This window comes from Campylobacter blaseri (genome assembly GCF_013201895.1).
GTDB lineage: Bacteria > Campylobacterota > Campylobacteria > Campylobacterales > Campylobacteraceae > Campylobacter_B > Campylobacter_B blaseri.
On sequence record NZ_CP053841.1, the window covers coordinates 137,430 to 161,194 of the forward strand.

The window sequence follows — 23,765 nt, forward strand, 5'->3', positions numbered from 1 at the left end:
CTAAAAGTTATGATGATGAAAAGATATATTTTATGCTTGGGACTACTTTTAAGCTTTGTTTTTGCAGATGATACTTTATTGATAAAAGATTGCGAAGCTGGCAATGCAAAAGCTTGTCATAATATAGGGGTTTTTCATTATGAGAAAAAAGAATTTGAAAAAGCATATGAGTTTTTTAAAAAAGGTTGTGATGGCAGAGCTTCAAAATCATGTTTTGCTATTTCAACGATGTATCATAATGGAGAAGGAGTAAAAAGAAGTACGCTTAAATCTATAGTTTATATAGAAAAAGCGTGTGATGAAAGCGATGATCCAGAATTTTGCGATAAAATGGATAGATATAAGCTATAGTAGAGGATGAAAATGAAAAAAATTATTTTATGTTTAGGGCTACTTTTAAGCTTTGTTTTTGCAGATGATACTTTATTGATAAAAGATTGCGAAGCTGGCAATGCAAAAGCTTGTCATAATATAGGGGTTTTTCATTATGAGAAAAAAGAATTTGAAAAAGCATATGAGTTTTTTAAAAAAGGTTGTGATGGCAGAGCTTCAAAATCATGTTTTGCTATTTCAACGATGTATCATAATGGAGAAGGAGTAAAGCATAGCACACATGAGGCTTTAATTTATATAGAAAAAGCATGTGATGAGAGTGATGATCCGGAATTTTGCGATAAAATGGATAGATATGAACTATGATATAAAATTTATTAGGATTAACAACAATTCTTATTGTTCGTTCATGCAAATTCATTTTAATATTCTTTACTAAAGTATTAAAATGTTTGAGTGGTTAGCTTATCCTGAGGCTTGGATAAGTCTTTTTACACTAATTGGGCTTGAGATAGTTTTGGGTATTGATAATATAATTTTTATTGCAATTTTATGTGGTAAACTTCCAGAAGAAAAAAGAGATAAAGCAAGAATTTTAGGTCTTGCTTTTGCTATGCTAACTAGAATACTGCTACTTTTTAGCCTATTTTTAATTATGAAGTTAACAAAACCACTTATAGTTATAATGGGTTTAGAAATCTCAGGAAGAGATATAATTTTAATTTGTGGAGGTCTGTTTTTGCTTGCAAAATCCACAATGGAAATTCATCACAATGTATCAGGCGAAGAAGAAAAACATATTGAAAATACAAAAATTATTAGTTTTAGCAGTGTAATAATTCAAATAGCAATTTTAGATATTGTTTTTTCGCTTGATAGTGTTATAACCGCAGTTGGTATGGCTGAGCATATAGAGATTATGATTATAGCTGTTATTGTTGCTGTTGGAGTTATGATGTTTGCAAGTGGTTCAATTAGTAAATTTGTTGATAACAACCCAACTATAAAGATACTTGCATTAGCATTTTTGATACTAATCGGAGTTAGCTTAATTGCAGAAGGCTTAGGAGTTCATATACCAAAAGGCTATATATATTTTTCTATGGCTTTTTCTTTGGCTGTAGAGATGATAAATATCTCAATGAGAAAAAAACATTAAATTTATTTGGGTATAAGTATATAGATGAATATGCTTAAGGAATTTAAATGAGTAGCGAAAAAGTAGCTCAAACACTAAAAAGTTTACCTTTTTTTCTCCATTTAGACGATATATCTATTAGAAAACTAGCTAGTAATTTTAAAATAACCCAGTATAAAAAAGGAGAAATACTCCAATACGAAGATGAAGTTAAAAGCTATTTTTACTATCTTTTAAGTGGAGAAGTAAAACTATATAAAACAGATAGATTAGGAAATGAGATTTTTTTATATCATCTTTTTAATGGTTCTGCAGTAACTAGTTTAAACTATGGTAGTTTGGATTTTAATAGTGGAAGCTATGCAAATATAGAATTTACAAAAGATAGTGAGGTGCTTTATGTAAATGGTAAATATCTATCAAATCTTATAAAATGTGATGATAAAATAGCTTTAGAATTTTTAAAATGCGACCATAAAAAAATAAAACTTTTAGAAGAAACTATAACTAAACATGTTGTTTATGATGTTACTGCTAGAGTGGCATCTATGATAGTTAATGATCTTTCAAAACTTAATGAACTTAAAAAGTACGAAGTGGCTTCCATGCTTCATATACAGCCTGAAACACTATCAAGAGTTTTAGCAAAATTATCAAGAAATGAACTTATAGAGGTAAATAAAAACACGGTAGAGATTAAAAACGAAGCAGGTTTGCGAGAAATTTACGAACAGGACGAAGAATGGTAAAGATTAACTCAATAAAGACAAGACTTAACATCATAGGAGGGCTTTTTACAATTTTAGTTATTGTTTTAATCGCTTCTGGGTTTAGTATGGCATATAGATCAGAACAAGATTCATATATAGTAAATATATCAGGCAAACAAAGAATGTTAACTCAAAAGATAAGCAAAGAGATGTTTTTTCTACATTTTAAAGATATTTATGATTTTAGAAATATTAATAGTGCGTTAGAGGAATTTGAATCCAATCTTGAAAGTTTAACAATAATAACAAAAAAAGATAGTATTTTACGTAGTTATGATAACAAAAGATTGGAAGACAAATTAGATGAGGTTAAAAATAAATGGATTCCATTTAAAAAAGAGATTTTAAGTGCTATAGAAATAATCCGCCATATTAAAAATGATACAAAGATATTAAACATCAAAACAGAACAGCTTTTAAATAGGTCTGATGAAATTGTTGAAATTATGGAAAAAGAGAAATTTTCACCATATTATATAAATGTATCGGGCCGTCAAAGAATGCTTACTCAAAGAATGGGAATGTTTGTTAAGAGGTATTTAAAAGATGGAGATAAGCAAAACTATGCTCTATTTTTAGAAGCTAAAAAGCTATATGATGAGACAATTTCTAGTTTTTTTAATGACGAAAATATAAAAAAAGATAAAACTTTATATCTATATGTTTCAAATAACTATAATTATTGGCAAGAATACAAAAGCTATATAGAAAATTTAATTAAATTTGAAAGTAAGATTAATAACTCCATAGAATACATTTATCAAAATAATATAACTCTCCTTAATACTATGGATGAGGTTGTATCTTTATACGCAAAAGAAAATGAGGCTAAAAATAAAACATTTGTTATAAGTTTATATATTATATCAATACTCTCAATTTTGGGTGCATTTTATGCATATAGCTTAGCTAGGCAGATAAATTTAGGTATGCAAGAATTTATAGAAAAATCCAAAATGCTTAGCAGCAATGTAGAAAGCAGTAGCGCTATATTAAACCCTAGAGATGACGAGCTTAAAAAAGTATCAGAAAATTTAAAAGACTATATGGAAAAAGTAAATAAAGCGATGGTTGATTCAAGTAACACAATATTAAAGGTTGAGAATATAGCAGACGAGCTAGAAGAGATAGTTCAGGGTATAGGAAAAGCACTTGAAAATTTAGATATTGAAGAGTCTAAGAAAAATAGGTTAAGAAAAAAAATAAGTGCAGTAGAAGATTTAGCTATAGAATCAACTGAAAATTTAATCTATATATCTAAAATGCTAACAAAATTTCAAAAAAACCTGACAGATGTTAGCAATGAGCATGAGGAAAAAGATAACTAAGTGTTTTCAATATTTAAAAGAAAGACCTTTTTATCTACTCCTCCGTTATACCCACCTATACCACCATCATTGGCTATAACTCTATGACAAGGTATCACAATACTAAAAGGGTTTTTTCCATTGGCGTTTGCAACCGCACGGTAGGCAGAAATTTTACCTATATTGTTAGCTAGTTGTTTGTAGCTTATAGTTTTTCCATATGGTATTTTTTGAAGTTCTCTCCAAACTTTTTGTTGAAAATTTGTTCCTACTGATAAATCTAATGGAAGATTGAAAATTTGTCTTTTTTTAAATATGTATTCATTTATCTGTTCTATGGCTTCAAGCATTAAGTTTTGTGATGGTATTGATCGGTTTAAAATTTCAGATTTTATAAATATAGGTGATTTTTTAGTTAATTCATAATATATTTTAAATTTTTTATAGCAATCATCTTCTAATAAACAATTATCTTTTGATGACCAGTTTATAAAAGTAAGTTTTGGAATATTATCTTTATAAAAACTCTCTTCTTGAATAAAGATATCTAGATAGAAATCATAAATTCTTATCTTTGTTGCTATCAAAATGCTGCCTTTAGAAACAAATTTATGTGAGGTTTGAAGTTGGGTGGTGCGGACGAGAGGACTTGAACCTCCACGCCGTAAAGCACCAGATCCTAAGTCTGGCGTGTCTGCCAATTTCACCACGTCCGCAAAAAGTGGTACGCCCAAGAGGATTCGAACCTCTGACCTACGCCTTAGAAGGGCGTTGCTCTATCCAGCTGAGCTATGGACGCATAAGTACATTTTAAAGCTTGAATGGTACGCCCGAAAGGAGTCGAACCTTCAACCTACAGATCCGAAGTCTGTTGCTCTATCCAATTGAGCTACGAGCGCAACAGGATAAATGGGGTGAGTGATGGGAATCGAACCCACGACCCTCAGGACCACAATCTGATGCTCTAACCGACTGAGCTACACTCACCATAATGGTCGGGGCGAAAGGATTCGAACCTTCGGCCCCTTGGTCCCAAACCAAGTGCGCTACCAGACTGCGCTACGCCCCGAACTCTGTAATCTTTTAAAATGAAGATGAATTATACAAAGTTTTTTTAAAAAAGTCAAGCACTTAAAAATAGGTGCTGGCTTTAATTTTTAATAAACTAAAGTCAAAAGAGCAGTTTTAATTATTTTGCTTTGTTTATAGAGTCTAGAATTTGAACTGCATTAGTATTATAATCATTAGCTATAGCTTTTTGAAAAATCGGACCAATTTGCATATAGCTAGTAGTTCCCATTCCAAAAAACGTTTTCTCTCCGTAATTTCTTTCCATAGAAGATATATTTTTATTATAAATTTTACTACCATTTTTATAGATTGAAAGTTGCAAATCATATCTTACAAATGGCTTAGAATCCACATCAAAACCATCATCGCTATAAAAACCATACTCAAAAGTTGTTATATCTGGAATTATTATTAGGCTACTAGAGCTTAATACTTCTTTATCATTCGTTACTTCTAAATTTGCTAAATAGTGTTTGAAAAATCTAAGTGTTCCTTGCTCTGCATAGCTTCCAAGATTAATTTCTAAGTTATCTTTACCAAGAGATGTGCTAGATTTTATCTTTTTAGCTTTTAAAGATTCGCTGCTTATATATATGTATGCTTTTTGAAGCGGCTTGTTTGCTGATAGGCTTTCATTTGCACTTGCCATTTCCATGTTGGTGTTATACTCAGCTGTATTTGAGCAACCTATAAAAATTAAGCTTATAATTAAATATATAATTTTTTTCATATCACAATCCTTTTTTTGTAATTATCATCTAAATTCTATAAATTTACCATTAATATTTAAAACTAAAGTCTAAAAAATTTATTTTACCATTTTCAAAGCTAGCATATAATAGAATTAATTATTAAAAATAAAGAGGTGCAGATGTCTCATATATCTTTTGAACATCCTTATTTTGGTGTTTTCGTAATGCTAATTTTAGGATTTGGGCTTTTTTGGGTTATAGTAAAGCTTTCATCCATGGTTAGCACTAGTTTGGCAAATCAAAATGATGATAAACTTAAGTCTTCAGTATATGAATGCGGTCCAGAAACAATAAAACAGCAAAATAAAATAAACTCTCATTTCTATCTTGTATCAGTTTTATTTATACTTTTTGATGTTGAGATTATCTTTATGATACCATGGGCTGTAAATTTCAAAATACTTGGAGTGTTTGGCTTTATAGAGATGGTTATATTTATAACTTTGCTAATTATAGGTTTTATATATGCATGGCATAAAGGAGCATTAGAGTGGCACTCCATAAAGTAGATTACGCTAAAGAAAATGGTCTTCCAATAGTTTTAACAACTGTTGATAAGTTAATTCAATGGGGTAGAAGTAACTCATTGTGGGCTGTAAGTTATGGGCTTGCATGTTGTGCTATAGAGATGATGGCAACTGGTGCAGGAAGATTTGATTTTGATAGATTTGGAACAATTTTTAGAGCAAGTGCAAAACATGCTGAGGTGATGATAGTTGCTGGAACTCTTACTAAAAAACATGCTGAGTTTACAAGAAGAATTTATGACTCTATGCCTGAACCAAAATGGGTTATAAGCATGGGAAGTTGTGCAAATACAGGAGGTATGTTTAATACCTACTCAACTGTTCAAGGAGTAGACAGAATAATCCCTGTTGATATCTATCTTCCAGGCTGTGCCCCACGACCAGAAACATTGCAATATGCTCTTATGATACTTCAGAAAAAAATAAGAAAAGAAATTCCTAGAAGAAAACAAAAAGCAAAAAGGCTTGTTTAGATGAGAAAAAAACTTATAAAAGATACAAGCACAAAAAATTATTATGAAGATAGATTTTATGTGCCTTTAGAGAGCAAAAAAATAGATGTCAATGAAACTATCTTTAAAGATGATTTAGCTTCATTGGATGATATGAAAATAATAAAATCATATGTAGAGTATGATCAAATGGTTGTTTTTATAGAAAAGAACGACAACCTAAAAGCTCTAGAAAAACTAAGAGATTATGGATATGAAATTCTAACCGAGATAAGTGGAGTTGATTTTATAGAAAAAAAAGGTGGTATAGAAGTATTTTACCAGCTTTTAAGCATTAAACATAAAAGAAGAGCCAGGGTTAAGTGTTTTGTAAAACAAGGAGAGTTTTTACAAAGCGTTACAGCTCTTTATAAAAGTGCTGATTGGGCTGAAAGAGAGCTTTATGATATGTTTGGGGTTTGGATAGAAGGACATAGTAAATTAAAAAGAATTTTAATGCCAGATGATTGGTATGGTTATCCACTTTTAAAAAGCTATCCACTTCAAGGCGATGAGCATGCTAAGTGGTATGAGGTAGATAAGATATTTGGAAGAGAGTATAGAGATGAAATTGGTGAAGAAAATAGAGATAGTGCAAAAGTAGATAGTAAAGATACATTTAATTTTAGTAGATTGTATCATGAGGCAGAATATGGAGCCAAGCCTCCAAAAGAGCCATATTTGCAAGAGTATCAAGAAGAGGGCGGAGTTCCTTTGGTTAAAAAAGTAAAAAGAGATAAATTTAAAATTTTAAAGAAGAGAAGATAGTATGCAAAACCCTACTAAATTAAGACCTTTTTTTGAAAATATTGAATTTCAAAAAAATGATTCAAAAATGGTATTAAATTTTGGACCACAACACCCTGCAGCACATGGACAATTAAGACTTGTGCTTGAAGTTGATGGAGAAAAAATAACAAAAGCTATGCCTGGAATTGGATATATGCATAGAGGTATGGAAAAGATGGCAGAAAACATGATATATAATGAGTTTATGCCAGTTACTGATAGAATTGACTATACCGCTTCAAGTGCAAATAATTACGGATTATGTGCTGCTGTTGAAAAAATGTGTGGCATAAATGTTCCAAGAAGAGCTCAAATAATTAGAACTATACTATTAGAGTTAAATAGAATTGCAGCCCATTTACTTTTTTTAGCAACTCATGCATTAGATATCGGTGCTATGACTGTATTTTTATACTGCTTTAGAGAAAGAGAGTATGTTTTAGATGTGATTGAGTCTTATTGTGGTGCAAGACTTACACATAATAGCATTAAGATAGGTGGTGTTTTTCTTGATTTTAGTGATGGTTGGACAGACGAGCTTTTAGAGGTTTGTGAAAAGATACTTACCGGAATTAAAGACTATGAAGATCTTCTTAATTCAAATAGAATTTGGCTTCTTAGAACTCAAGATGTTGGTGTTGTAAGCAAAGAGATGGCACTTAGTTGGGGATGTAGTGGAGTTATGCTTAGGGCAAGCGGAGTTCAGTGGGATATAAGAAAAGAAGAGCCTTATTTAATATATGATGAGCTTGATTTTGATGTTCCATATGCAACTAAGGGGGATTGTTATGCAAGATTTAAGTGCTATATTCAAGAGATGAAAGAGAGTGTTAAAATTTTAAGACAATGTGTAAATCTCTACTATGAAAGCGAGCCAAAAATACTAGCCGATGATCCTAAATTTGTAAGTGCAAGCAAAGAACAAATTATGACTCAAAATTACTCTTTAATGCAACACTTCGTTTTGGTTACACAAGGACTAAAACCTCCAAAAGGCGAAATATATCTTGCAACCGAGGCAAACAAAGGAGAGCTTGGATACTATATATATTCAACCGGAGATAGTAGACCATATAGGCTTAAGATAAGAACACCAAGCTTTTGGCATTGTGGTATTTATGAAGATTTACTACCAGGACACTATATAGCCGATGTTTCAGCCATAATTTGTAGCACAAATATTATTCTTGGAGAGGTGGATAGATGAAAAGATATGATTTAAGACATCTAGGGCAAGATTTTCTTACAAGAATGGGCGAGATTATAAAATCCTCTTATAATGGTGAAGTTATGGTATTTTTATTTGAGATAGGTGATTTTTCGTCTGTGCAAAAAAGTGCTAATCTTGTCGAGGGATTAAACTCAACGCTTATGAATTCAATAAAATTTAACCAAGTTGATTGGACAATAGTTGTAAAAAAAGGAAAAATATGAAAATTTTAAATCTTACATCAATTCTTAGTTTTGAAAGTAAAGAGCTTTTTAATAAATACAAAGAGGACGAGTTTTTAACAATTAGCCCTTTTGATGAAGATATAATGAAAAATAATATATCTATAAAATGTGAAATAGGAAGCTTATCTTATGTTTTAGCCATGATTTGTGCTTTGATTGATGATAGAGAATATTTTAGTGAACTTGATACCGGTTATTTAAGTGGGGAAAGCAGTGTAGGAGAAGAGGAAGTCGAGGAAATAGTTGAGTTTTTAAATGGCTGTGAGCTTATGATACTTGATGAAAATTTGCTAAATTACCAAGATGATGAAAAGAATATAAAATCATTTTTAAAAATCATACAAGATAAATTTAACTTAAAAATTATAAACCTGCAAGGCAAAGAATTAAAATTTGAAACAGTAGAGCTTAGTGAGTTAAAAGAGCCTGAGGATTATGATGGCGCCGTTGTTTTTAAACATAATTTAGATAATAAATTTGTAGGTGGACGCTATTTTTGCATGGTGGCAAAAATTAAGGATGGAGATTATGTAAACATTAAAACAAAAACTTTAGATGTGAATATGAAATTTGAGTTAGATGATGATTTAAAGGGAACTATCGCACTTTTAGGTATTGATGACAATAATTATTATAGGTATGAGCTAGCTAAAATAAGCAAGGTTTAAAATGGTAAAAATAACTATAAACGGCAAAACTTACAAATGTGAAGAGGGTGAGCAAATACTAAAAATAGCTCGTAGTAACGGTGTTTTTATACCTGCTATTTGTTATCTTAGTGGCTGCTCTCCAACATTAGCATGTAGGCTTTGCATGGTTGAAGCAGATGGAAAAAGAGTTTATAGCTGTAATGCTAAAGCAAAAGATGGAATGAATGTCATAACTAGTACGCCTGATATAGAAGATGAACGCAAAGCTATAATGCAAACATACTGCATAAACCACCCTTTAGAGTGTGGAACTTGTGACCAAAGTGGTGAGTGTGAACTTCAAAATTTTGTTTTTCATATGGGTGTTGATACACAAGAATACGCTATAAAGGACACATATAAACCTATGCAAAACTGGGGATTAATTGATTATGATCCATCTCTTTGTATAGTTTGTGAACGTTGCGTAACAGTTTGTAAAGATAAAATGGGTAATAACGCCTTAAAAACCGTACCAAGAAATTCAGAACCATTTGATAAAAGCCTAAAAGAGACAATGCCAAAAGAGGCTTTTGCTGTTTGGAATAAATTTCAAAAAAGTTTAATTGGAAGAAATGATGATGGCTTGAGCTGTGATTCTTGTGGGGAGTGTGCTGCAGTTTGTCCTGTTGGCGCTTTAACTGTTTCTAGTTTTAAATATAAATCAAATGCCTGGGAGCTTACTAAAATAGGAGCTTCAAATCCACATTCAAGTGATTGTGAGCTTATATATTATGATGTAAAACCAGCTAGTATAGAAGATAGAAAAGATAAAATTTATAGAGTAAGTTCAGATTTTGATTTTGGCGAACTGAATAAAGCAGCTAGATTTGGATTTGATTTTCACAATGAAAAAGCACATAAAGATAGAATTGTTTTAGAAAGAATTATTAAAGCCTTTAAAGAAAATAAAATTAAAAACATCAAATTTAATAGCTTTATAACAAATGAAGAGGCAAAAATGTTATCAATATTAAAAGATAAATTTGATGTTAAACTAGTAAATAAAGAGGCAAAAAAATATCAAGAATTTTTAAAAGAATTTTCAAAATATAGTGGAGCAGACTTATATAATGGCGATTTTGATACTATAAAAAGTTCAGATTTTATAATAAGCGCAGGCTCATTTTTAAGACATGATGCACCAAATATTAGCTATAAATTAAATAATGCCTTAAAGATAAATAAAGCCAGTGCTTTGTATTTTCATCCATTAAAAGATAGTGTTGTTGAAGGGTATTCAAAGAATTTATTAGGGTGTAAACACTCATCAAATTTAGACATTGAAATTTTACTTTGGATACTTCAAAAATTTGGTAAAAACTTACCAAAATGGCTACAAGATAAATTTGATAGTGAATTTGAGAATATTAAAAAAGATATCTTAGTAGATAAAAAAGAGACTCAAACTAAAATAGTCAAGAAAAAAGTAAAAGATGAAGATGGCAAAGAGGTTGAGGTTGAAGAAGAAAAAGAGGTTGAGGTTGTCGTAAAAACAAAAAAGGAAATTTTGATTAATGTTTCAAAATACTCTAAGATGTTAGGACTTGATGAAGAGAAGATTGATAAACTTTTAGATAAAAAAACTAAATTCTCACTTATTATAGGAGAGGATTTTATAACTAGTAAAAATGCTATTTTGCTAGCTAAATTAACAGGATTAATTCAAAAATATAGTGAATTTAATGTTTTGATAATACCACCAAGAACTAACTCATTAGGAGTAGCTTTAATTTGTGAGTTAGATGAGATGATGGATGGTAAAACGCTAGGATACAATGAAGATGGCGATATAACTCTTGGAGTTCATGGATGTGATTTAGATGCACCAGCCCTTAATCAGCAAGAAGGAACTTTTGTAAATTTAGAAAAAAGAGTAGTTCCTACAAACCCAGCTTTAAGCTATGATGGATATGAGTTAAATGATATTTTAAAAGCACTTAATTTAGGATATGAGTATAGTGCAGACTATACAGATAAGCTAGGCAGTAAATTTAAAAATATCAAATTTGATGATTTAGAAAATTCCTATGATAATTCAGGTAAAAGTCATAGAGGTTATAAACTCAATATTAAACATACAGAGTCTATAGAAGATGAGTTTGAGATTATTAGTAAAAATGAATTAATAGACGAAGAAAATACCATATATAAAGCAAATCCTATAGGACAATTTAGCAAATTTACAAATAGAGCGTCTGCATTAAATAGTGTTGCTAAGCTTTACGCTGGAGAAGAGTTCTTAAAAACTCACTCATTGGAAGATAAAGATTTAATATCTATAGATAGGAATGGTAAGACATTATCTTTGCGTATTGAGCTAGATAACAAAACAGATGGTGCGTATCTGCCGTTTTTTGATGATAAGATTGATGTAGATGAGTTTTTTGACGGTTCTAGATATAGTAAAGTTTCATTAAAAAGGAGTGAAGTTTGAGTGATACTACTTTTATGCTAATTGAAACCGCCATAAAAGCTTTGATAATATTAGCTGTTATAGCTACTCTTGCTGGGCTTGGAACATATTTAGAGAGAAAAGTATTAGCATATATGCAACGCCGTATTGGACCTTGGATGGTCGGACCTGCAGGGATAGCTCAAGTAGCTGCCGATATGATAAAGCTTTTTTGTAAAGAAGATACAATTCCTGCTAATGCAAATAGAACTATTTTTAAAATTGCACCTTTTATATCATCAGCAGGTGCATTTGTAGCCATGGCACCTATTCCATTTTTGCCTGAATTCACAATATTTGGACGAACTATAACTCCAATGCTTAGTGATATTAGCGTTGGCATACTTTTTGTATTAGGAGCTAGTTCAACTTGTATTTATGGGCTTTTAATTGGAGGCCTTGCAAGCTATAATAAATGGAGCCTACTTGGTTCCATGAGGACTGTTCTACAGCTAATAAGCTTTGAGATAATCAACATACTTAGCCTAATACCAATAATCATGATGGTTGGGTCTTTATCTATTATAGATATAGTAAATGCACAAAATGGAGGTATTGGAAATTGGTTTGTATGGAGTCAGCCAATATGTTTTATAATTTTTTTAATAGCATCTTTTATAGAGTGTAATAGAACACCATTTTGTTTAACTGAAAATGATCCAGAGCTTGTAGCTGGATGTACTACGGCTTATTCGGGAATGAGATTTGGTATATTTTTCATAGCTGAATATGCAAACATTATTACATATTCTGTTTTAATAGCACTTCTGTTTTTTGGGGGATTTAACTCAACATGGTTTATACCAGGAGCTCTTTCAATGATTATAAAAGCTAGCTTCTTTTTCTTTTTCTTTTTATGGGCAAGAGCTGCATGGCCTCATTTAAGGCCAGATCAGCTAATGGCTCTTTGCTGGAAAGTTTTAATGCCACTTTCTTTAGCTATGATTTTTATAACAGGCATTGTACTTTTATGAGGGGCGTATAGTGGGAACTTATTTAAGATTAGATGATAGAGAACCTATTAAAACTAATATTGATAAATTTAGAAGATTTCTTAAAAGGACTTTTAGCGTAGAGCTTTTTGTAGGACTTGGTGTAGTGCTAAGAGAGATGCTTAAAAAAAACAGTAACCATACTATGTTTTATCCTATGGAAAAAGTCAATATTGATGCAAGATATAGAGGAGTTCATAAGCTTTTAAGGCTTGCTGAAAGTGGAAATGAAAGATGCATAGGTTGTGGACTTTGTGAGAAAATTTGTGTAAGTAATTGCATAGCTATGGATACAAAGCTTGGAGAAGATGGAAGAAAAAAAGTTATAAATTACTCTATAAATTTAGGAAGATGTGTTTATTGTGGTTTATGTGCTGATGTTTGCCCTGAACTTGCAATTGTCCATGGCGGTGATTATGAGTTTGCAAGCGAACAAAGAGCATATTATGGATTTAAAGAAGATTTTTTAACCAATATAAAAGACTTAAAAGAGCAAAAAGAATTTGAAGGATATGGTGCATTGCCAAATGATGCTGATTTTAAAGTCAAATTAACCCCAACTACTTATATAAAAAAGGATCAAGAAAATGATTGAGATAATAGGATTTTATTTTTTTGCAATATCTTCTATATTTTTATTTGGAGTAAGTATATTTTCAAAAAAAACACTATATGCGATGACTGCGCTTGCAGGGGGTATGATATTCATATCAGGATTTTTCTTTTTGTTAAATGCTGATTTTATAGGGATTGTACAAATCATAGTTTACACAGGTGCTGTTGTGGTTTTATACTCTTTTTCTATGATGTTTTTTGATGCTCAAGTTGAAGTAAACGAGAGGGTAAGATCTCAAAAATTAATTTACTCCCTAAGCGTTTTTTCTGCTTTTTTACTTTTTTTAATGATTTTAACTCCAATAGTTAATCAAAATTTAAAAACAGAATATGCAATAACTCCTAAAATAGGCAATACAGAACTATTTGGAATCATAATTTTTACAAAATATTTAGTTGTTTTTGAGCTTGTTGCTGTTATGCTTTTAGTTGCCATGATATGTGGAATCGTATTAGTGCATAAAGATATGGATAAAAAAGAGGAGGTCTTATCGTGATAGGTTTAAATCACTATTTAGCAGTCTCGATCATAATGTTTACCTTAGGACTTATAGGCATTATGAAGAGAAAAAATCTTATTATGCTGTTCTTCTCTACTGAAATTTTGTTAAATTCTGCAAATGTTGCATTAGTTGCAATAGGTCATTTTCATAACGATATGACAGGTCAGGTATTTGCAATGTTTGTAATTGCTATTGCAGCTAGTGAAATAGCAGTTGGGCTTGCACTTTTAGTGCGTTGGTATAAAAAAACTGGCACCATAGAGATTGACAGTTTAATGAATGCAAAAGGCTAAGTTTATGGTATACAATATTTTAATTGCACTTTTTGCACCACTTTTAGCCTCTTTTATAGCAGGAGTGTTTGCTCAAAGTAAAAAAAATACTCTAATAGGCATAATTTCTAGTTTTTTAATTATTTTAAGCACTCTAAATTCCTTTATACTTCTTGAAATAGTTGCAACTGAGGGCGATATATCTATATATTTAAGTGATTTTATATATGTAGGGATGCTAAAAATTGATTTTGGGTTTATAATTGATCCAATTAGCTCCATTATGATGATAACAGTTGGAGTAGTATCAAGCATAGTTCATATTTATTCAATCGGTTATATGGAGCATGATGAAGGGTTTAATAAATTTTTTAGCTATCTAGGGCTTTTTGTATTTTCGATGCTAGTTCTTGTTATGAGTGATAACTTTATAGGACTTTTTATAGGCTGGGAGGGAGTTGGACTTTGCTCTTGGCTTTTAATTGGTTTTTGGTACGAGAAAAAAGGTATAAGCTGGTGTGCCAATGAAGCATTTATAATGAACAGGATAGCAGATCTTGGAATGCTTATTGCTATATTTTTAATATACAACTATGCAGGATCATTAAGATATGAAGATCTGTTTTTGGCGGCTCCGAACTTACCGAAAAATATTATCTTTTGGATAGCCGGATTTTTGTTTATAGGTGCTATGGGGAAATCAGCACAATTTCCATTTCATACATGGCTTGCTGATGCTATGGCAGGACCAACACCTGTTTCTGCTTTAATACACGCTGCTACTATGGTTACAGCTGGTGTTTATCTAGTTATTAGGATAAATTTTGTTTTTTCAGAAGCCATTTTTGTTAGTAATTTTATAGTCTATCTTGGTGCATTTGTTGCAGTTTTTGCAGCTTCTATGGCACTTGTTAATAGAGATTTAAAAAAGATAATAGCCTATTCAACTTTATCTCAACTTGGCTATATGTTTGTAGCAGCTGGACTTGGGGCATACTCTATAGCACTATTTCACCTTATGACACATGCATTTTTTAAATCACTTCTATTTTTAGGAGCTGGAAATATTATGCATGCTATGAATGATGAACTTGATATTAAAAAAATGGGTGGATTATACAAATATATGAAACCAACTGCTATTTTAATGATACTTGGCTCACTTGCACTTTGTGGATTTTATCCATTTGCTGGGTTTTTCTCAAAGGATAAAATTTTAGAGGCTGCTTTTTCAAGTGATTATTTTATAATATGGATAATGCTTTTAATCGGAGCTATGATGACCGCATTTTATAGTTTTAGGCTTATTATGCTTGTATTTTTTGGAAAAGCTAAATATGAACATCATCCACACGAGGCAAAAATATTTATGCTTATTGCCTTAGCTCCACTTGGGATTTTGTCTTTAACAGCAGGGTTTTCAGATAGTAAATTTCATATGTTTATAAATAAAGTAGTTCCTGATTTTGTAATTAATATTGAGCACTCAGTTGCCATATATTTAATAGTTATAACTTTAGTTTTAGTAGCTTTAAGTACTATTTTTGCAATATATGCATATAAATTTGATATTTTTAAACCAAAACTAGAAAACAATTTAATTTATAAGTTGCTTTTAAACCAATACAATATACCAAAGCTTTATAGTAAAGTCTTTATAAATGGATATTATAAAATAGCCAATATATGTGTAAATTTAGATAATACCATTATTGACAAAACAGTTGACTGTATGGCAAATAGTATATCTAAGCTTGGAGAGAAAACAGATGAGATTCATAGTGGAAATCTATCACTAATGCTTAGATGGCTAGTTGCTGGGTTTGTTGTCTTGCTGCTTTTAGCATTTTTTATTAAGGGGAATTAATGGGGTATATTTTAAGCTTAGTTATAGTTTTTCCACTCATAGCAGCGTTGTTTGCTTTTATCGTGGATGAGAAAAGCATTAGAGCATACTCTTTAATAGTTAGCTTTATAGAATTTTGTTTTACTATTTTAGTATGGATAAATTTCTCTTCTGAAATTTCTGTTATTCAAATGATGGAGTTTATTCCGTTAATTAATTCACTTAATGTTAATTATCATTTAGGGGTTGATGGAATTTCACTTTTTTTGATAGTTCTTAGCTCATTTATAGTTTTTGTATCACTTATAAGTCTAACTATCAAGGATAGGTTAAAGCATATAATAATTAGTATTTTGTTTTTAGAAATGACCATGATGGGTGTTTTTCTTAGCTTAGATGCTATTTTATTTTATACATTTTGGGAACTATCTTTGTTGCCAATGTTCTATATTATAGGTTCTTGGGGAAGTGGTAAAAGAATTTATGCTGCTGTAAAGTTTTTCATATACACATTCTTTGGATCTATGTTTATGCTTGTTGGGATACTTACTATGTCTTATCTTTCATATAAAACTACTGGATATTATAGCTTTAATATACTAGAGTGGCAAAATTTAAACCTTCCTACAAGCACTCAAATTTGGATATTTTTAGCATTTTTTATAGCCTTTGCTATTAAAACTCCTATGTTTCCATTTCATACATGGCTTCCTTATGCACATGGACAAGCACCTACTGTTGGATCAATCTTACTTGCTGCCATACTTCTTAAAATGGGAACTTATGGTTTTGTAAGATTTTTACTTCCTATGTTTCCTGATGCTAGTGTATATTTTTCAGATTTTATATCCATAATAGCTATTATTATGATAATTTACACATCTTTTATAGCTTTTGGACAAAAAGATATAAAACAAATTATAGCTTATAGCTCTATAGCACATATGGGAGTTATTGTTCTTGGTGTCTTTTCTATGAGTATAGAGGGCATTAGTGGTGCGATATTTTTAATGATAAGCCATGGGGTCATAAGTGGTGGTCTATTTATGCTTATTGGTTTTTTATATGAAAGAAGACATACAAAGATATTAAGTGAGTTTGGTGGTATTGCAAAAACTATGCCTATCTATGCAACTTTGTTTTGTATAGTTTTATTAGGTTCCATTGGACTTCCTTTAACTATGGGTTTTCCAGGGGAGTTTTTAAGCTTACTTGGAATATTTAAAGTAAATCCTATATACGCATTTCTTGGAGGATTTGGCATAATAATGGGGGCTATATATAGTATGAATCTTTTTAAATTAACATTTTTTGGACCAATCACAAAAACAGAAAACAGAAATTTAAAAGATTTAAACATATCAGAGCTTTTTGCAATAGTACCAATAGTCTTTTTAACTATATTTTTAGGAATTTATCCAAATTTACTTTTAACAAATATAGATAAATCCGTTCAAAATAGTATATTTTTTATGTATCAAAAAACTGATAATAACACAACAAAAAGCTATATAGAAAACTCAAATACTAAAAGGAGTTTAGATGTTAAATAGAATTATTTTTGATATCCAAGCTTTAAATTTATCATCAATTGCTCCAATGATTTTATTAATCTTTTTTGCATTAGGGATACTTTGCATAAGCATGGTAAAAAAAGAGCTTTCAAACAGATTTTATCTATCTTTAACTATAGTTGGGCTAATTTTAAATTTTATAACAATTAGCAGTCCATTGGCAAATTTTAGAGGAATGTTTAACATTGTGCTAATGGACGGTATAGCTGTATTTTCCATAATTTTAATCATAGCAACATCGATATTTTTTATGGCATTGAAATTTGAAGACAATTATAGTAGTGAAACTAGTAAGCCTGAGTTCTATAGTCTTTTTCTATTCATGTTAGTTGGGTATGAATTTATGGTAAGTAGTGATAATTTGATTTTAATTATAATAGGCTTAGAGCTATCTAGCTTAGCACTTTATACACTTATTGCTTTAAAAAACACAAAGTACTCTGTGGAAGCTGCTTTAAAATATTTTGTTATGGGATCTGTGGGCTCTGGTTTTTTCATTTTTGGTTGTGCCATACTCTATCTTGTAACAGGAAGCGTTGAAATGCATACAATATATAGTGCAATATCTGAAGCTAAGATGAAAAGTAATTTAACACTATATGCTGGAACTATCTTTATAGTTGTTGCGATTGGATTTAAGGTCTCTTTAGTTCCATTTCATACTTGGCTACCAGATGTTTATGAGGGCGCCTCAACTCCTTTGGCTGCTTATATCTCTATAGTTCCTAAAATAGCAGCTTTTGTAATTGGACTAAGAATATTTGATTCTTTTTTGCTAGCTGGTATTGATTGGATAAGCAATGTATTATACATTATAATCGTCCTAACTATGACTTTAGCTAATATAACAGCCTTAGTTCAAAAAAGCGTAAAAAGAATGCTTGCATTTAGCTCTATATCTAATGCAGGATTTGCAATGGCTGCCATTCTTGTTGGCACTACTCAAGCAACTATGAGTCTGTTTTTATACTGGATTATGTTTGCTATTGCAAATTTAGGAGCTTTTAGTGTGGTTTGGGTTATGGAGAATGTAAATAATGAAAAATCAAAAGTAAAATTTGAGAATTTTTCCGGACTTATAAAAGAGCAACCGCTACTAGCTTTAATTATGGCTATTTTTATGTTTTCCTTAGCAGGGATACCGCCTTTTAGCCTTTTTTGGGGTAAAATTTATATTATAGGTTCGATTTTGAGTGTAGAGTATAATATACTTGCTGTAATTATGGTTTTAAATAGTGCTATTGCAGTTTATTATTATTTAAAAATTGTAGTATATATGTTTTTAAAAGAACCGCTAGAAAAGATAGAAATTTCCATAAAATTAGTAAGATTTGTTTTAATTTTAACTGCACTGCTGTCTATTTTTGCACCAATTGTAGTGGAGTATATTTTTTCAACTCTTAAACTTAGCTCTATGATTATAATTAGTGGTTATTAAAGGTTAAAAAATCCTCTATAGCCACTTTTAAAGACTCAATATCTAAAGAGATTTTATCTTTAAATTTTGATTTATTAAAAGTTCTTTGTCTCTTTGCAAGCTGTACTGTATGGATTGTTATAAGATCTACAAGCTCATTTTTTGAAATTTTATTATCAAAATAATCCTTGCACTCTTTAAGTCCTATGCAGTTTAAAGCTTTTAAGCTATTATCATATTTACTAAAAAGATATTTTGCTTCATCTAAAAGACCAGCTTCAAACATTTTTTTGGTTCTTGCTTTAATCTTTTCTCTTAATATCTCTTTATCTGTTTTAATTTCAAAAATTTTAAGATGATTAATGGTGGGCTTGCTTGTGTTTTCTTTTAGAAATTTTGTTGGAATTTGATTTGTTGTTTTATATATACTATACCATTTTAAAAGCCTATAACTATCATTTTGGCTATATTTTAAAGCAAATTGGGGATCTATATCTTTAATAATTTCATAAATTTCATCATTTTTTAGATCCGTTTTTACATTATCTATTTTTGGACTAAGGCCACTTAGCATGGTTTTTAGATAAAAGCTACTGCCACCTGTGATTATTAAGGGTACATTTAACTTTTTAGCATGCTCTTTTGCTTGTCTATACTCTTTTATAAAATTGCCAACACTAAAATGTTTGTTTGGATATATTAAATTAATCCCAAAATGCCTTACCAAGCTAAGTTCATTTTTACTTGGTTTAGCACTTACAATATCTATCTCCTTATAAACTGAAAGAGAATCAAGGCTTAGTATAATACCATTATACTTTTGGGCTATTTCAAGAGCTAAGTTGCTCTTACCGCTAGCAGTAGTTCCAATAATAGCAAATTCTACAAACATATATCTCCTTAAGTAAAATATTTTAACATATATTGATTTAATAATGACTATTTTATTTTAAATTAGCTAAAATGTTAGATTATATATCTAAAAACAGCAAGGAGAGAGTATGAGCATTGATACTATTATTATTTTAGGGCTTTGTGTAGTTTTGTTTTTAATGCTTATTTTATTTTATATAAAAGATGAACAGACAAATAAAAGATTTGATAGATACGATCAGATAATTAGCGATAATATGGCTGAAATTTTTACTTTAAAAAAATCTTTAGAATCTTTGAATGAAATTGTTGATGATCTAGATATTGGGGATTTTTCAGAGCAAATCGATGCCCAAATAGATAAAAAAATAAATCCAACACTTGAATCTTTGAAAGATATAGAAAGCCTAATAAGACAATTATAAAAAGATTATCTATATTGCATTTACAAAATAATTGTATCATTAAAGAAAAAGATAGGATTTAAATTGTTAATAGATGGACATGGTAGAGTTGTTGATTACTTAAGAATTTCAGTAACACAAAGATGTAATTTTAGATGTAAATATTGTATGCCAAATACCCCTTTTAGCTGGGTTCCAAAAGAAAATTTATTAAGCTTTGAAGAGCTGTTTATGTTTATAAAAGTTGCAATTGATGAGGGCATAAAAAAGATAAGAATTACAGGCGGTGAGCCACTTGTTAGAAAAGACTTGGATAAATTTATTAAAATGATAAGTGATTATGCACCTGAAATTGATTTAGCACTTACAACAAATGCATATTTTTTACAAAACTACGCACAACTTTTGAAAGATTCAGGGCTTAAAAGAATAAATGTATCTCTTGATACTCTAGATCCTAAAAAAGCACAACAAATAGCACAAAAAAATGTTTTACATAAGGTATTACTAGGAATTGATAAAGCAATTGAGGTAGGGCTAAAAGCAAAGATAAATACAGTAGCCCTAAAAAACATAAATGAAAATGAGCTTATATCTCTTTTGGAGTTTGCAAAATCAAAAAATGCAACCATAAGATATATAGAATACATGGAAAATACACACGCAAACGATGAGCTAGTAGGGCTTAAAAGAGATGAAATTTTAAACATAATTTCACAAAAATATAGTATTAAAGAGGTTGGCAAACTAGCAAATTCTCCATCAACTATGTATGAGATAGATGATGGATATAAATTTGGAATTATTGATCCACATAAGCATGATTTTTGTGACTCTTGCAATAGAATAAGACTTAGTGCAGAAGGGCTTTTGATACCTTGTTTGTATTTTGAAGAGGCACTTAGTATTAAAAAAGCTTTAAAAGATGGCAATATTAATGCGGCTGTTGAGATACTTAGAGAGGTTTTAAGAAATAAACCTGAAAAGAATAAATGGGGCACAATTGCTGAAAATGAAATTTCAAGTAGAGCATTTTACGAAACAGGTGGGTGATATTGCTCAAGTTAGTGGAGTGGTTTTATAGCATACAAGGCGAGGGAAAATATGCAGGATCAAGTGCTATTTTTTTCCGTTTTGCAGGGTGTAATCTTAGATGTAGAGGCTTTAATGTAAAGCAAATTTCACCAAAAACTAATGAAGCATTGGTTGGTTGTGATACTATTAGAGCTGTCTACACAAGCCATTTTGAATATGAAAATATAGATATTGCCTCTCAGCTATTTAAAAAAATAGACTCTTTAAAATTAAATCATAAACCAATAATTGTAATAACAGGCGGAGAACCTCTTTTGCATTATAAAAATAGTGTTTTTTATGAGTTTGTTAGTAGGTTATTAGAGCTTGAGTATGAGGTTCATTTTGAAACAAATGGGAGTATAGAGGTTGATTTTATAAATTTTCCAAATTACAAAAAATGTATTTTTTGTATAAGCCCTAAACTATCTAATAGCTTAGAAAAAAACGAAAAAAGATTAAATTACAATGCTTTAAATACGATTAAAAATAGTTCAAAAGATAGCTTTTATAAATTTGTAATATCTAAAGAGATTACTTTAAAAGATGAAATTTTAGATATTATAAAAAATGCACCAAATAGTGTTTTTTGTATGCCTATGTCTAAAAACAAAAAAGAGCTAGAAGAGAATGCAAAATATACTTTTAATTTTTGTCTTGAAAATGGATATAATTATAGTGATAGAATTCATATTAGAATATTTGATGATAAAGATGGAATTTAGATGATTATAAGAAAAATTTACAATTTTGAAAACGCACATATAGTTAGATTTTGTAGTTCAAAAAGATGTAGAACTAGCATACATGGACACTCATATAAGTGTGAAGTTTTGCTTAGTTCAAATTTCTTAGATAACGCCTCTATGGTGTATGATTTTGGACTTATGAAACAAGGTATTAAAACTTTAATTGATAGTTTTGATCACTCTACTACTATATTTAGTGGTGATAGCGATGAGTATAAAAACGATATCAAAAAACACTCTTTAAGATGGGTTGAAATTCCATACAATCCAAGTGCAGAGCAGTTTTGCAGAGTGTTTTTTGTTTTGATTGATAGGCTTTTATCTCTTACAAAAATGCAAAATGGCGAAAAGGAAGTAAGGCTTCATAGTATTATAGTTCATGAGACAACTACAGGTTATGCTCAATGTTTTAGAGATGATGCTTACAATGAAAATATGGGGATCATAAATTTAGAAGATATCAAATTTAGCGATGAGGTAGTTGGTGAGTGGTACGATAAAGAGCTATTTAATAAAATGAAAAATGGAATTAGCTTTATAGATGAAAAAGATTGCTAAATGATGGAGTTATACGAAACAAGCCTAAGTCTTCATAAGTTTTTTGCGCTATTGGTTTTTTTGATGTCTATTTTACATCTCATTCTTACACAATTTGGCGAAGGTCCAAAATATGCAAAAAGAATAAGACTTTTTTTACCAGCTTACTACTCAGTTATGGCTATGCTTTTTGTAACTGGGGCAAATTTGCTACCGATTTTAAGATTTAATTTTAGCTACAGTGTTATTGTAATGATTATAGTATTTATAGTTATGATAGGCTTTGGAGCCATTGGGTTTAAAGCTTTGAAAAGAGCTTACTATACTAAAAACTATTCACCATTTAAGAAGAAAATGAGAAATTTAATAATGATAAATTTAATTATAATTTTAATAGCGAGTTATATATAATGGTTTTTTTATATTCAAAAAATTGTAGCGATGAGTATTTACAGATAGAAAATGAGCAATTTAAACATCTTAGAGCAAGAAGAGTTAAAGTAGGTGATAGGCTTGATGTTAGAAATTTAAAAGATGGCTATAACTACATCTATGAGATACGGGAAATTTTAAGAAAAAGTATAAATTTAGAACTGATTTTTAAAAATAGTGTAGAAGATAAAAAAAGCAATATTAGTATTGCATGGGCAGTTGTTGAAGATAGTGTTATAGAAAAAACACTACCTAGTTTAAATGAAATAGGTGTTGAGAGATTAATTTTTGTATATTGTGACTTTTCGCAAAAAAATATAAAACTAAATTTTGAAAGATTTGAGAGAATTTTAATAAGCTCATCACAACAATGTGGTAGAAATTCTATCTTAGAGATGGAAATTTGTCAAAGTAGTGATGAGTTAAAAGATAAATTCAGTAAAATTTCTTTAGTTGATTTTGGTGGAGAAAACATAGATAATGCAAACAAAGATGAGATTTTATTCATAGGTCCAGAGGGTGGATTTAGCAAAAGAGAAAAAAATATGTTTGAAAAAAAGTATGCTCTAAACTCTCCATATATACTTAGATCAAACACTGCTATTTTGGCAGCTACATCAAAAATGATATTGTAAATTTGATTTTTTATTAATTTTGTAGTATAATCAGCCTTCAATTTAGAATTTAGATCTAAAAAAAG

28 protein-coding genes and 5 tRNA genes are annotated in these 23,765 nt (G+C 30.1%); 25 read left to right on the top strand and 8 right to left on the bottom strand.

Annotated elements, in window-relative coordinates; all coding sequences use genetic code 11:
* Window positions 1-15 precede the first annotated feature (15 nt).
* From CBLAS_RS00710 to CBLAS_RS00730, 5 genes are all read left to right on the top strand, one after another.
* A complete protein-coding gene (locus CBLAS_RS00710; protein WP_106870729.1) occupies window positions 16-351 on the top strand; it encodes a tetratricopeptide repeat protein in 336 nt (111 codons plus the stop codon).
* Between the two features lie 12 nt (window positions 352-363).
* Window positions 364-699, top strand: coding sequence for a tetratricopeptide repeat protein (locus CBLAS_RS00715; RefSeq protein WP_106870731.1), 336 nt, complete (start codon window positions 364-366; stop codon window positions 697-699).
* An 82-nt stretch (window positions 700-781) separates the two neighbouring features.
* Complete coding sequence (locus CBLAS_RS00720; protein ID WP_106870732.1) at window positions 782-1,492, top strand: TerC family protein; 711 nt, start codon at window positions 782-784, stop codon at window positions 1,490-1,492.
* Window positions 1,493-1,539: 47 nt separating this feature from the next.
* Window positions 1,540-2,220, top strand: coding sequence for a Crp/Fnr family transcriptional regulator (locus tag CBLAS_RS00725; protein WP_106870734.1), 681 nt, complete (start codon window positions 1,540-1,542; stop codon window positions 2,218-2,220).
* On the top strand, window positions 2,214-3,569 hold the full coding sequence (locus CBLAS_RS00730; RefSeq protein ID WP_106870736.1) for a type IV pili methyl-accepting chemotaxis transducer N-terminal domain-containing protein: 1,356 nt from the start codon (window positions 2,214-2,216) through the stop codon (window positions 3,567-3,569). The genes CBLAS_RS00725 and CBLAS_RS00730 overlap by 7 nt, the downstream gene beginning before the upstream one ends.
* On the opposite strand, the gene CBLAS_RS09515 is transcribed toward CBLAS_RS00730, so the two are convergent.
* The 7 genes from CBLAS_RS09515 to CBLAS_RS00765 form a co-directional block, all read right to left on the bottom strand.
* Window positions 3,566-4,135 carry a methylated-DNA--[protein]-cysteine S-methyltransferase gene (locus CBLAS_RS09515; protein ID WP_241517582.1) on the bottom strand — a complete coding sequence of 190 codons (570 nt, stop codon included), beginning with the start codon at window positions 4,133-4,135 and terminating at the stop codon, window positions 3,566-3,568. The genes CBLAS_RS00730 and CBLAS_RS09515 overlap by 4 nt on opposite strands.
* A gap of 44 nt (window positions 4,136-4,179) precedes the next feature.
* A tRNA-Leu gene (locus CBLAS_RS00740) sits at window positions 4,180-4,264 on the bottom strand.
* Between the two features lie 6 nt (window positions 4,265-4,270).
* A tRNA-Arg gene (locus CBLAS_RS00745) sits at window positions 4,271-4,347 on the bottom strand.
* A 23-nt stretch (window positions 4,348-4,370) separates the two neighbouring features.
* Window positions 4,371-4,447 (bottom strand) — tRNA-Arg (locus CBLAS_RS00750).
* Between the two features lie 11 nt (window positions 4,448-4,458).
* Window positions 4,459-4,535, bottom strand: a tRNA-His gene (locus CBLAS_RS00755).
* Between the two features lie 5 nt (window positions 4,536-4,540).
* Window positions 4,541-4,617: transfer RNA gene (locus CBLAS_RS00760), tRNA-Pro, on the bottom strand.
* A 120-nt stretch (window positions 4,618-4,737) separates the two neighbouring features.
* Window positions 4,738-5,349, bottom strand: coding sequence for a hypothetical protein (locus CBLAS_RS00765; protein ID WP_106870738.1), 612 nt, complete (start codon window positions 5,347-5,349; stop codon window positions 4,738-4,740).
* Between the two features lie 141 nt (window positions 5,350-5,490).
* Between CBLAS_RS00765 and CBLAS_RS00770 the strand changes: the two genes are divergently transcribed.
* Genes CBLAS_RS00770 through nuoN form a run of 14 tightly spaced genes read left to right on the top strand, consistent with a single transcriptional unit; the run spans window position 5,491 to window position 19,017 of the window.
* Window positions 5,491-5,880 carry an NAD(P)H-quinone oxidoreductase subunit 3 gene (locus tag CBLAS_RS00770; RefSeq protein ID WP_106870740.1) on the top strand — a complete coding sequence of 130 codons (390 nt, stop codon included), beginning with the start codon at window positions 5,491-5,493 and terminating at the stop codon, window positions 5,878-5,880.
* The gene (locus CBLAS_RS00775) at window positions 5,862-6,371 is read left to right on the top strand and encodes a NuoB/complex I 20 kDa subunit family protein (RefSeq protein WP_106870742.1); all 510 of its coding nucleotides are present in this window, start codon (window positions 5,862-5,864) and stop codon (window positions 6,369-6,371) included. The genes CBLAS_RS00770 and CBLAS_RS00775 overlap by 19 nt, the downstream gene beginning before the upstream one ends.
* Window positions 6,372-7,157, top strand: a complete 786-nt coding sequence (locus tag CBLAS_RS00780) for an NADH-quinone oxidoreductase subunit C (RefSeq protein ID WP_106870744.1) — start codon at window positions 6,372-6,374, stop codon at window positions 7,155-7,157.
* Window position 7,158: 1 nt separating this feature from the next.
* Window positions 7,159-8,385 (top strand): NADH dehydrogenase (quinone) subunit D, encoded by a 1,227-nt coding sequence (gene nuoD / locus CBLAS_RS00785; protein WP_106870746.1) that lies wholly within the window; start codon window positions 7,159-7,161, stop codon window positions 8,383-8,385.
* Window positions 8,382-8,612: an NADH-ubiquinone oxidoreductase subunit E family protein gene (locus CBLAS_RS00790; protein ID WP_106870748.1), complete on the top strand. Its 231-nt coding sequence runs from the start codon at window positions 8,382-8,384 to the stop codon at window positions 8,610-8,612. The genes nuoD and CBLAS_RS00790 overlap by 4 nt, the downstream gene beginning before the upstream one ends.
* A complete protein-coding gene (locus CBLAS_RS00795) occupies window positions 8,609-9,301 on the top strand; it encodes a hypothetical protein (protein ID WP_106870750.1) in 693 nt (230 codons plus the stop codon). Before CBLAS_RS00790 ends, CBLAS_RS00795 begins: the two co-directional genes overlap by 4 nt.
* Before the next feature lies 1 nt (window position 9,302).
* A complete protein-coding gene (locus CBLAS_RS00800) occupies window positions 9,303-11,759 on the top strand; it encodes an NADH-quinone oxidoreductase subunit G (protein WP_106870752.1) in 2,457 nt (818 codons plus the stop codon).
* On the top strand, window positions 11,756-12,751 hold the full coding sequence (gene nuoH, locus CBLAS_RS00805) for an NADH-quinone oxidoreductase subunit NuoH (RefSeq protein WP_172658158.1): 996 nt from the start codon (window positions 11,756-11,758) through the stop codon (window positions 12,749-12,751). Before CBLAS_RS00800 ends, nuoH begins: the two co-directional genes overlap by 4 nt.
* 46 nt (window positions 12,752-12,797) lie before the next feature.
* The gene (gene nuoI / locus CBLAS_RS00810) at window positions 12,798-13,364 is read left to right on the top strand and encodes an NADH-quinone oxidoreductase subunit NuoI (protein WP_241517587.1); all 567 of its coding nucleotides are present in this window, start codon (window positions 12,798-12,800) and stop codon (window positions 13,362-13,364) included.
* Window positions 13,357-13,881: an NADH-quinone oxidoreductase subunit J gene (locus CBLAS_RS00815; RefSeq protein WP_106870756.1), complete on the top strand. Its 525-nt coding sequence runs from the start codon at window positions 13,357-13,359 to the stop codon at window positions 13,879-13,881. Before nuoI ends, CBLAS_RS00815 begins: the two co-directional genes overlap by 8 nt.
* A complete protein-coding gene (gene nuoK, locus CBLAS_RS00820) occupies window positions 13,878-14,180 on the top strand; it encodes an NADH-quinone oxidoreductase subunit NuoK (RefSeq protein WP_172658159.1) in 303 nt (100 codons plus the stop codon). Before CBLAS_RS00815 ends, nuoK begins: the two co-directional genes overlap by 4 nt.
* Before the next feature lie 4 nt (window positions 14,181-14,184).
* Window positions 14,185-16,026, top strand: coding sequence for an NADH-quinone oxidoreductase subunit L (gene nuoL / locus CBLAS_RS00825; protein ID WP_106870760.1), 1,842 nt, complete (start codon window positions 14,185-14,187; stop codon window positions 16,024-16,026).
* Window positions 16,026-17,558: an NADH-quinone oxidoreductase subunit M gene (locus tag CBLAS_RS00830; RefSeq protein ID WP_106870762.1), complete on the top strand. Its 1,533-nt coding sequence runs from the start codon at window positions 16,026-16,028 to the stop codon at window positions 17,556-17,558. The genes nuoL and CBLAS_RS00830 overlap by 1 nt, the downstream gene beginning before the upstream one ends.
* The gene (gene nuoN / locus CBLAS_RS00835) at window positions 17,548-19,017 is read left to right on the top strand and encodes an NADH-quinone oxidoreductase subunit NuoN (protein WP_106870764.1); all 1,470 of its coding nucleotides are present in this window, start codon (window positions 17,548-17,550) and stop codon (window positions 19,015-19,017) included. The genes CBLAS_RS00830 and nuoN overlap by 11 nt, the downstream gene beginning before the upstream one ends.
* On the opposite strand, the gene miaA is transcribed toward nuoN, so the two are convergent.
* On the bottom strand, window positions 19,004-19,888 hold the full coding sequence (miaA, locus tag CBLAS_RS00840; protein ID WP_106870766.1) for a tRNA (adenosine(37)-N6)-dimethylallyltransferase MiaA: 885 nt from the start codon (window positions 19,886-19,888) through the stop codon (window positions 19,004-19,006). The genes nuoN and miaA overlap by 14 nt on opposite strands.
* Window positions 19,889-19,997: 109 nt before the next feature.
* On the opposite strand from miaA, the gene CBLAS_RS00845 reads away from it, so the two are divergent.
* From CBLAS_RS00845 to CBLAS_RS00870, 6 genes are all read left to right on the top strand, one after another.
* The gene (locus CBLAS_RS00845; RefSeq protein ID WP_106870768.1) at window positions 19,998-20,294 is read left to right on the top strand and encodes a hypothetical protein; all 297 of its coding nucleotides are present in this window, start codon (window positions 19,998-20,000) and stop codon (window positions 20,292-20,294) included.
* A 63-nt stretch (window positions 20,295-20,357) separates the two neighbouring features.
* Window positions 20,358-21,326 (top strand): GTP 3',8-cyclase MoaA, encoded by a 969-nt coding sequence (gene moaA, locus CBLAS_RS00850; RefSeq protein ID WP_106870770.1) that lies wholly within the window; start codon window positions 20,358-20,360, stop codon window positions 21,324-21,326.
* The gene (locus CBLAS_RS00855) at window positions 21,326-22,072 is read left to right on the top strand and encodes a 7-carboxy-7-deazaguanine synthase QueE (protein ID WP_106871207.1); all 747 of its coding nucleotides are present in this window, start codon (window positions 21,326-21,328) and stop codon (window positions 22,070-22,072) included. The genes moaA and CBLAS_RS00855 overlap by 1 nt, the downstream gene beginning before the upstream one ends.
* Entirely contained in the window at window positions 22,073-22,654 is a 582-nt protein-coding gene (locus CBLAS_RS00860; protein ID WP_106870772.1) for a 6-pyruvoyl trahydropterin synthase family protein, read from the top strand.
* A complete protein-coding gene (locus tag CBLAS_RS00865) occupies window positions 22,655-23,044 on the top strand; it encodes a hypothetical protein (RefSeq protein WP_106870774.1) in 390 nt (129 codons plus the stop codon). It begins immediately after the preceding gene.
* Window positions 23,044-23,700: a 16S rRNA (uracil(1498)-N(3))-methyltransferase gene (locus CBLAS_RS00870; RefSeq protein ID WP_106870776.1), complete on the top strand. Its 657-nt coding sequence runs from the start codon at window positions 23,044-23,046 to the stop codon at window positions 23,698-23,700. The genes CBLAS_RS00865 and CBLAS_RS00870 overlap by 1 nt, the downstream gene beginning before the upstream one ends.
* Window positions 23,701-23,765: the final 65 nt, after the last annotated feature.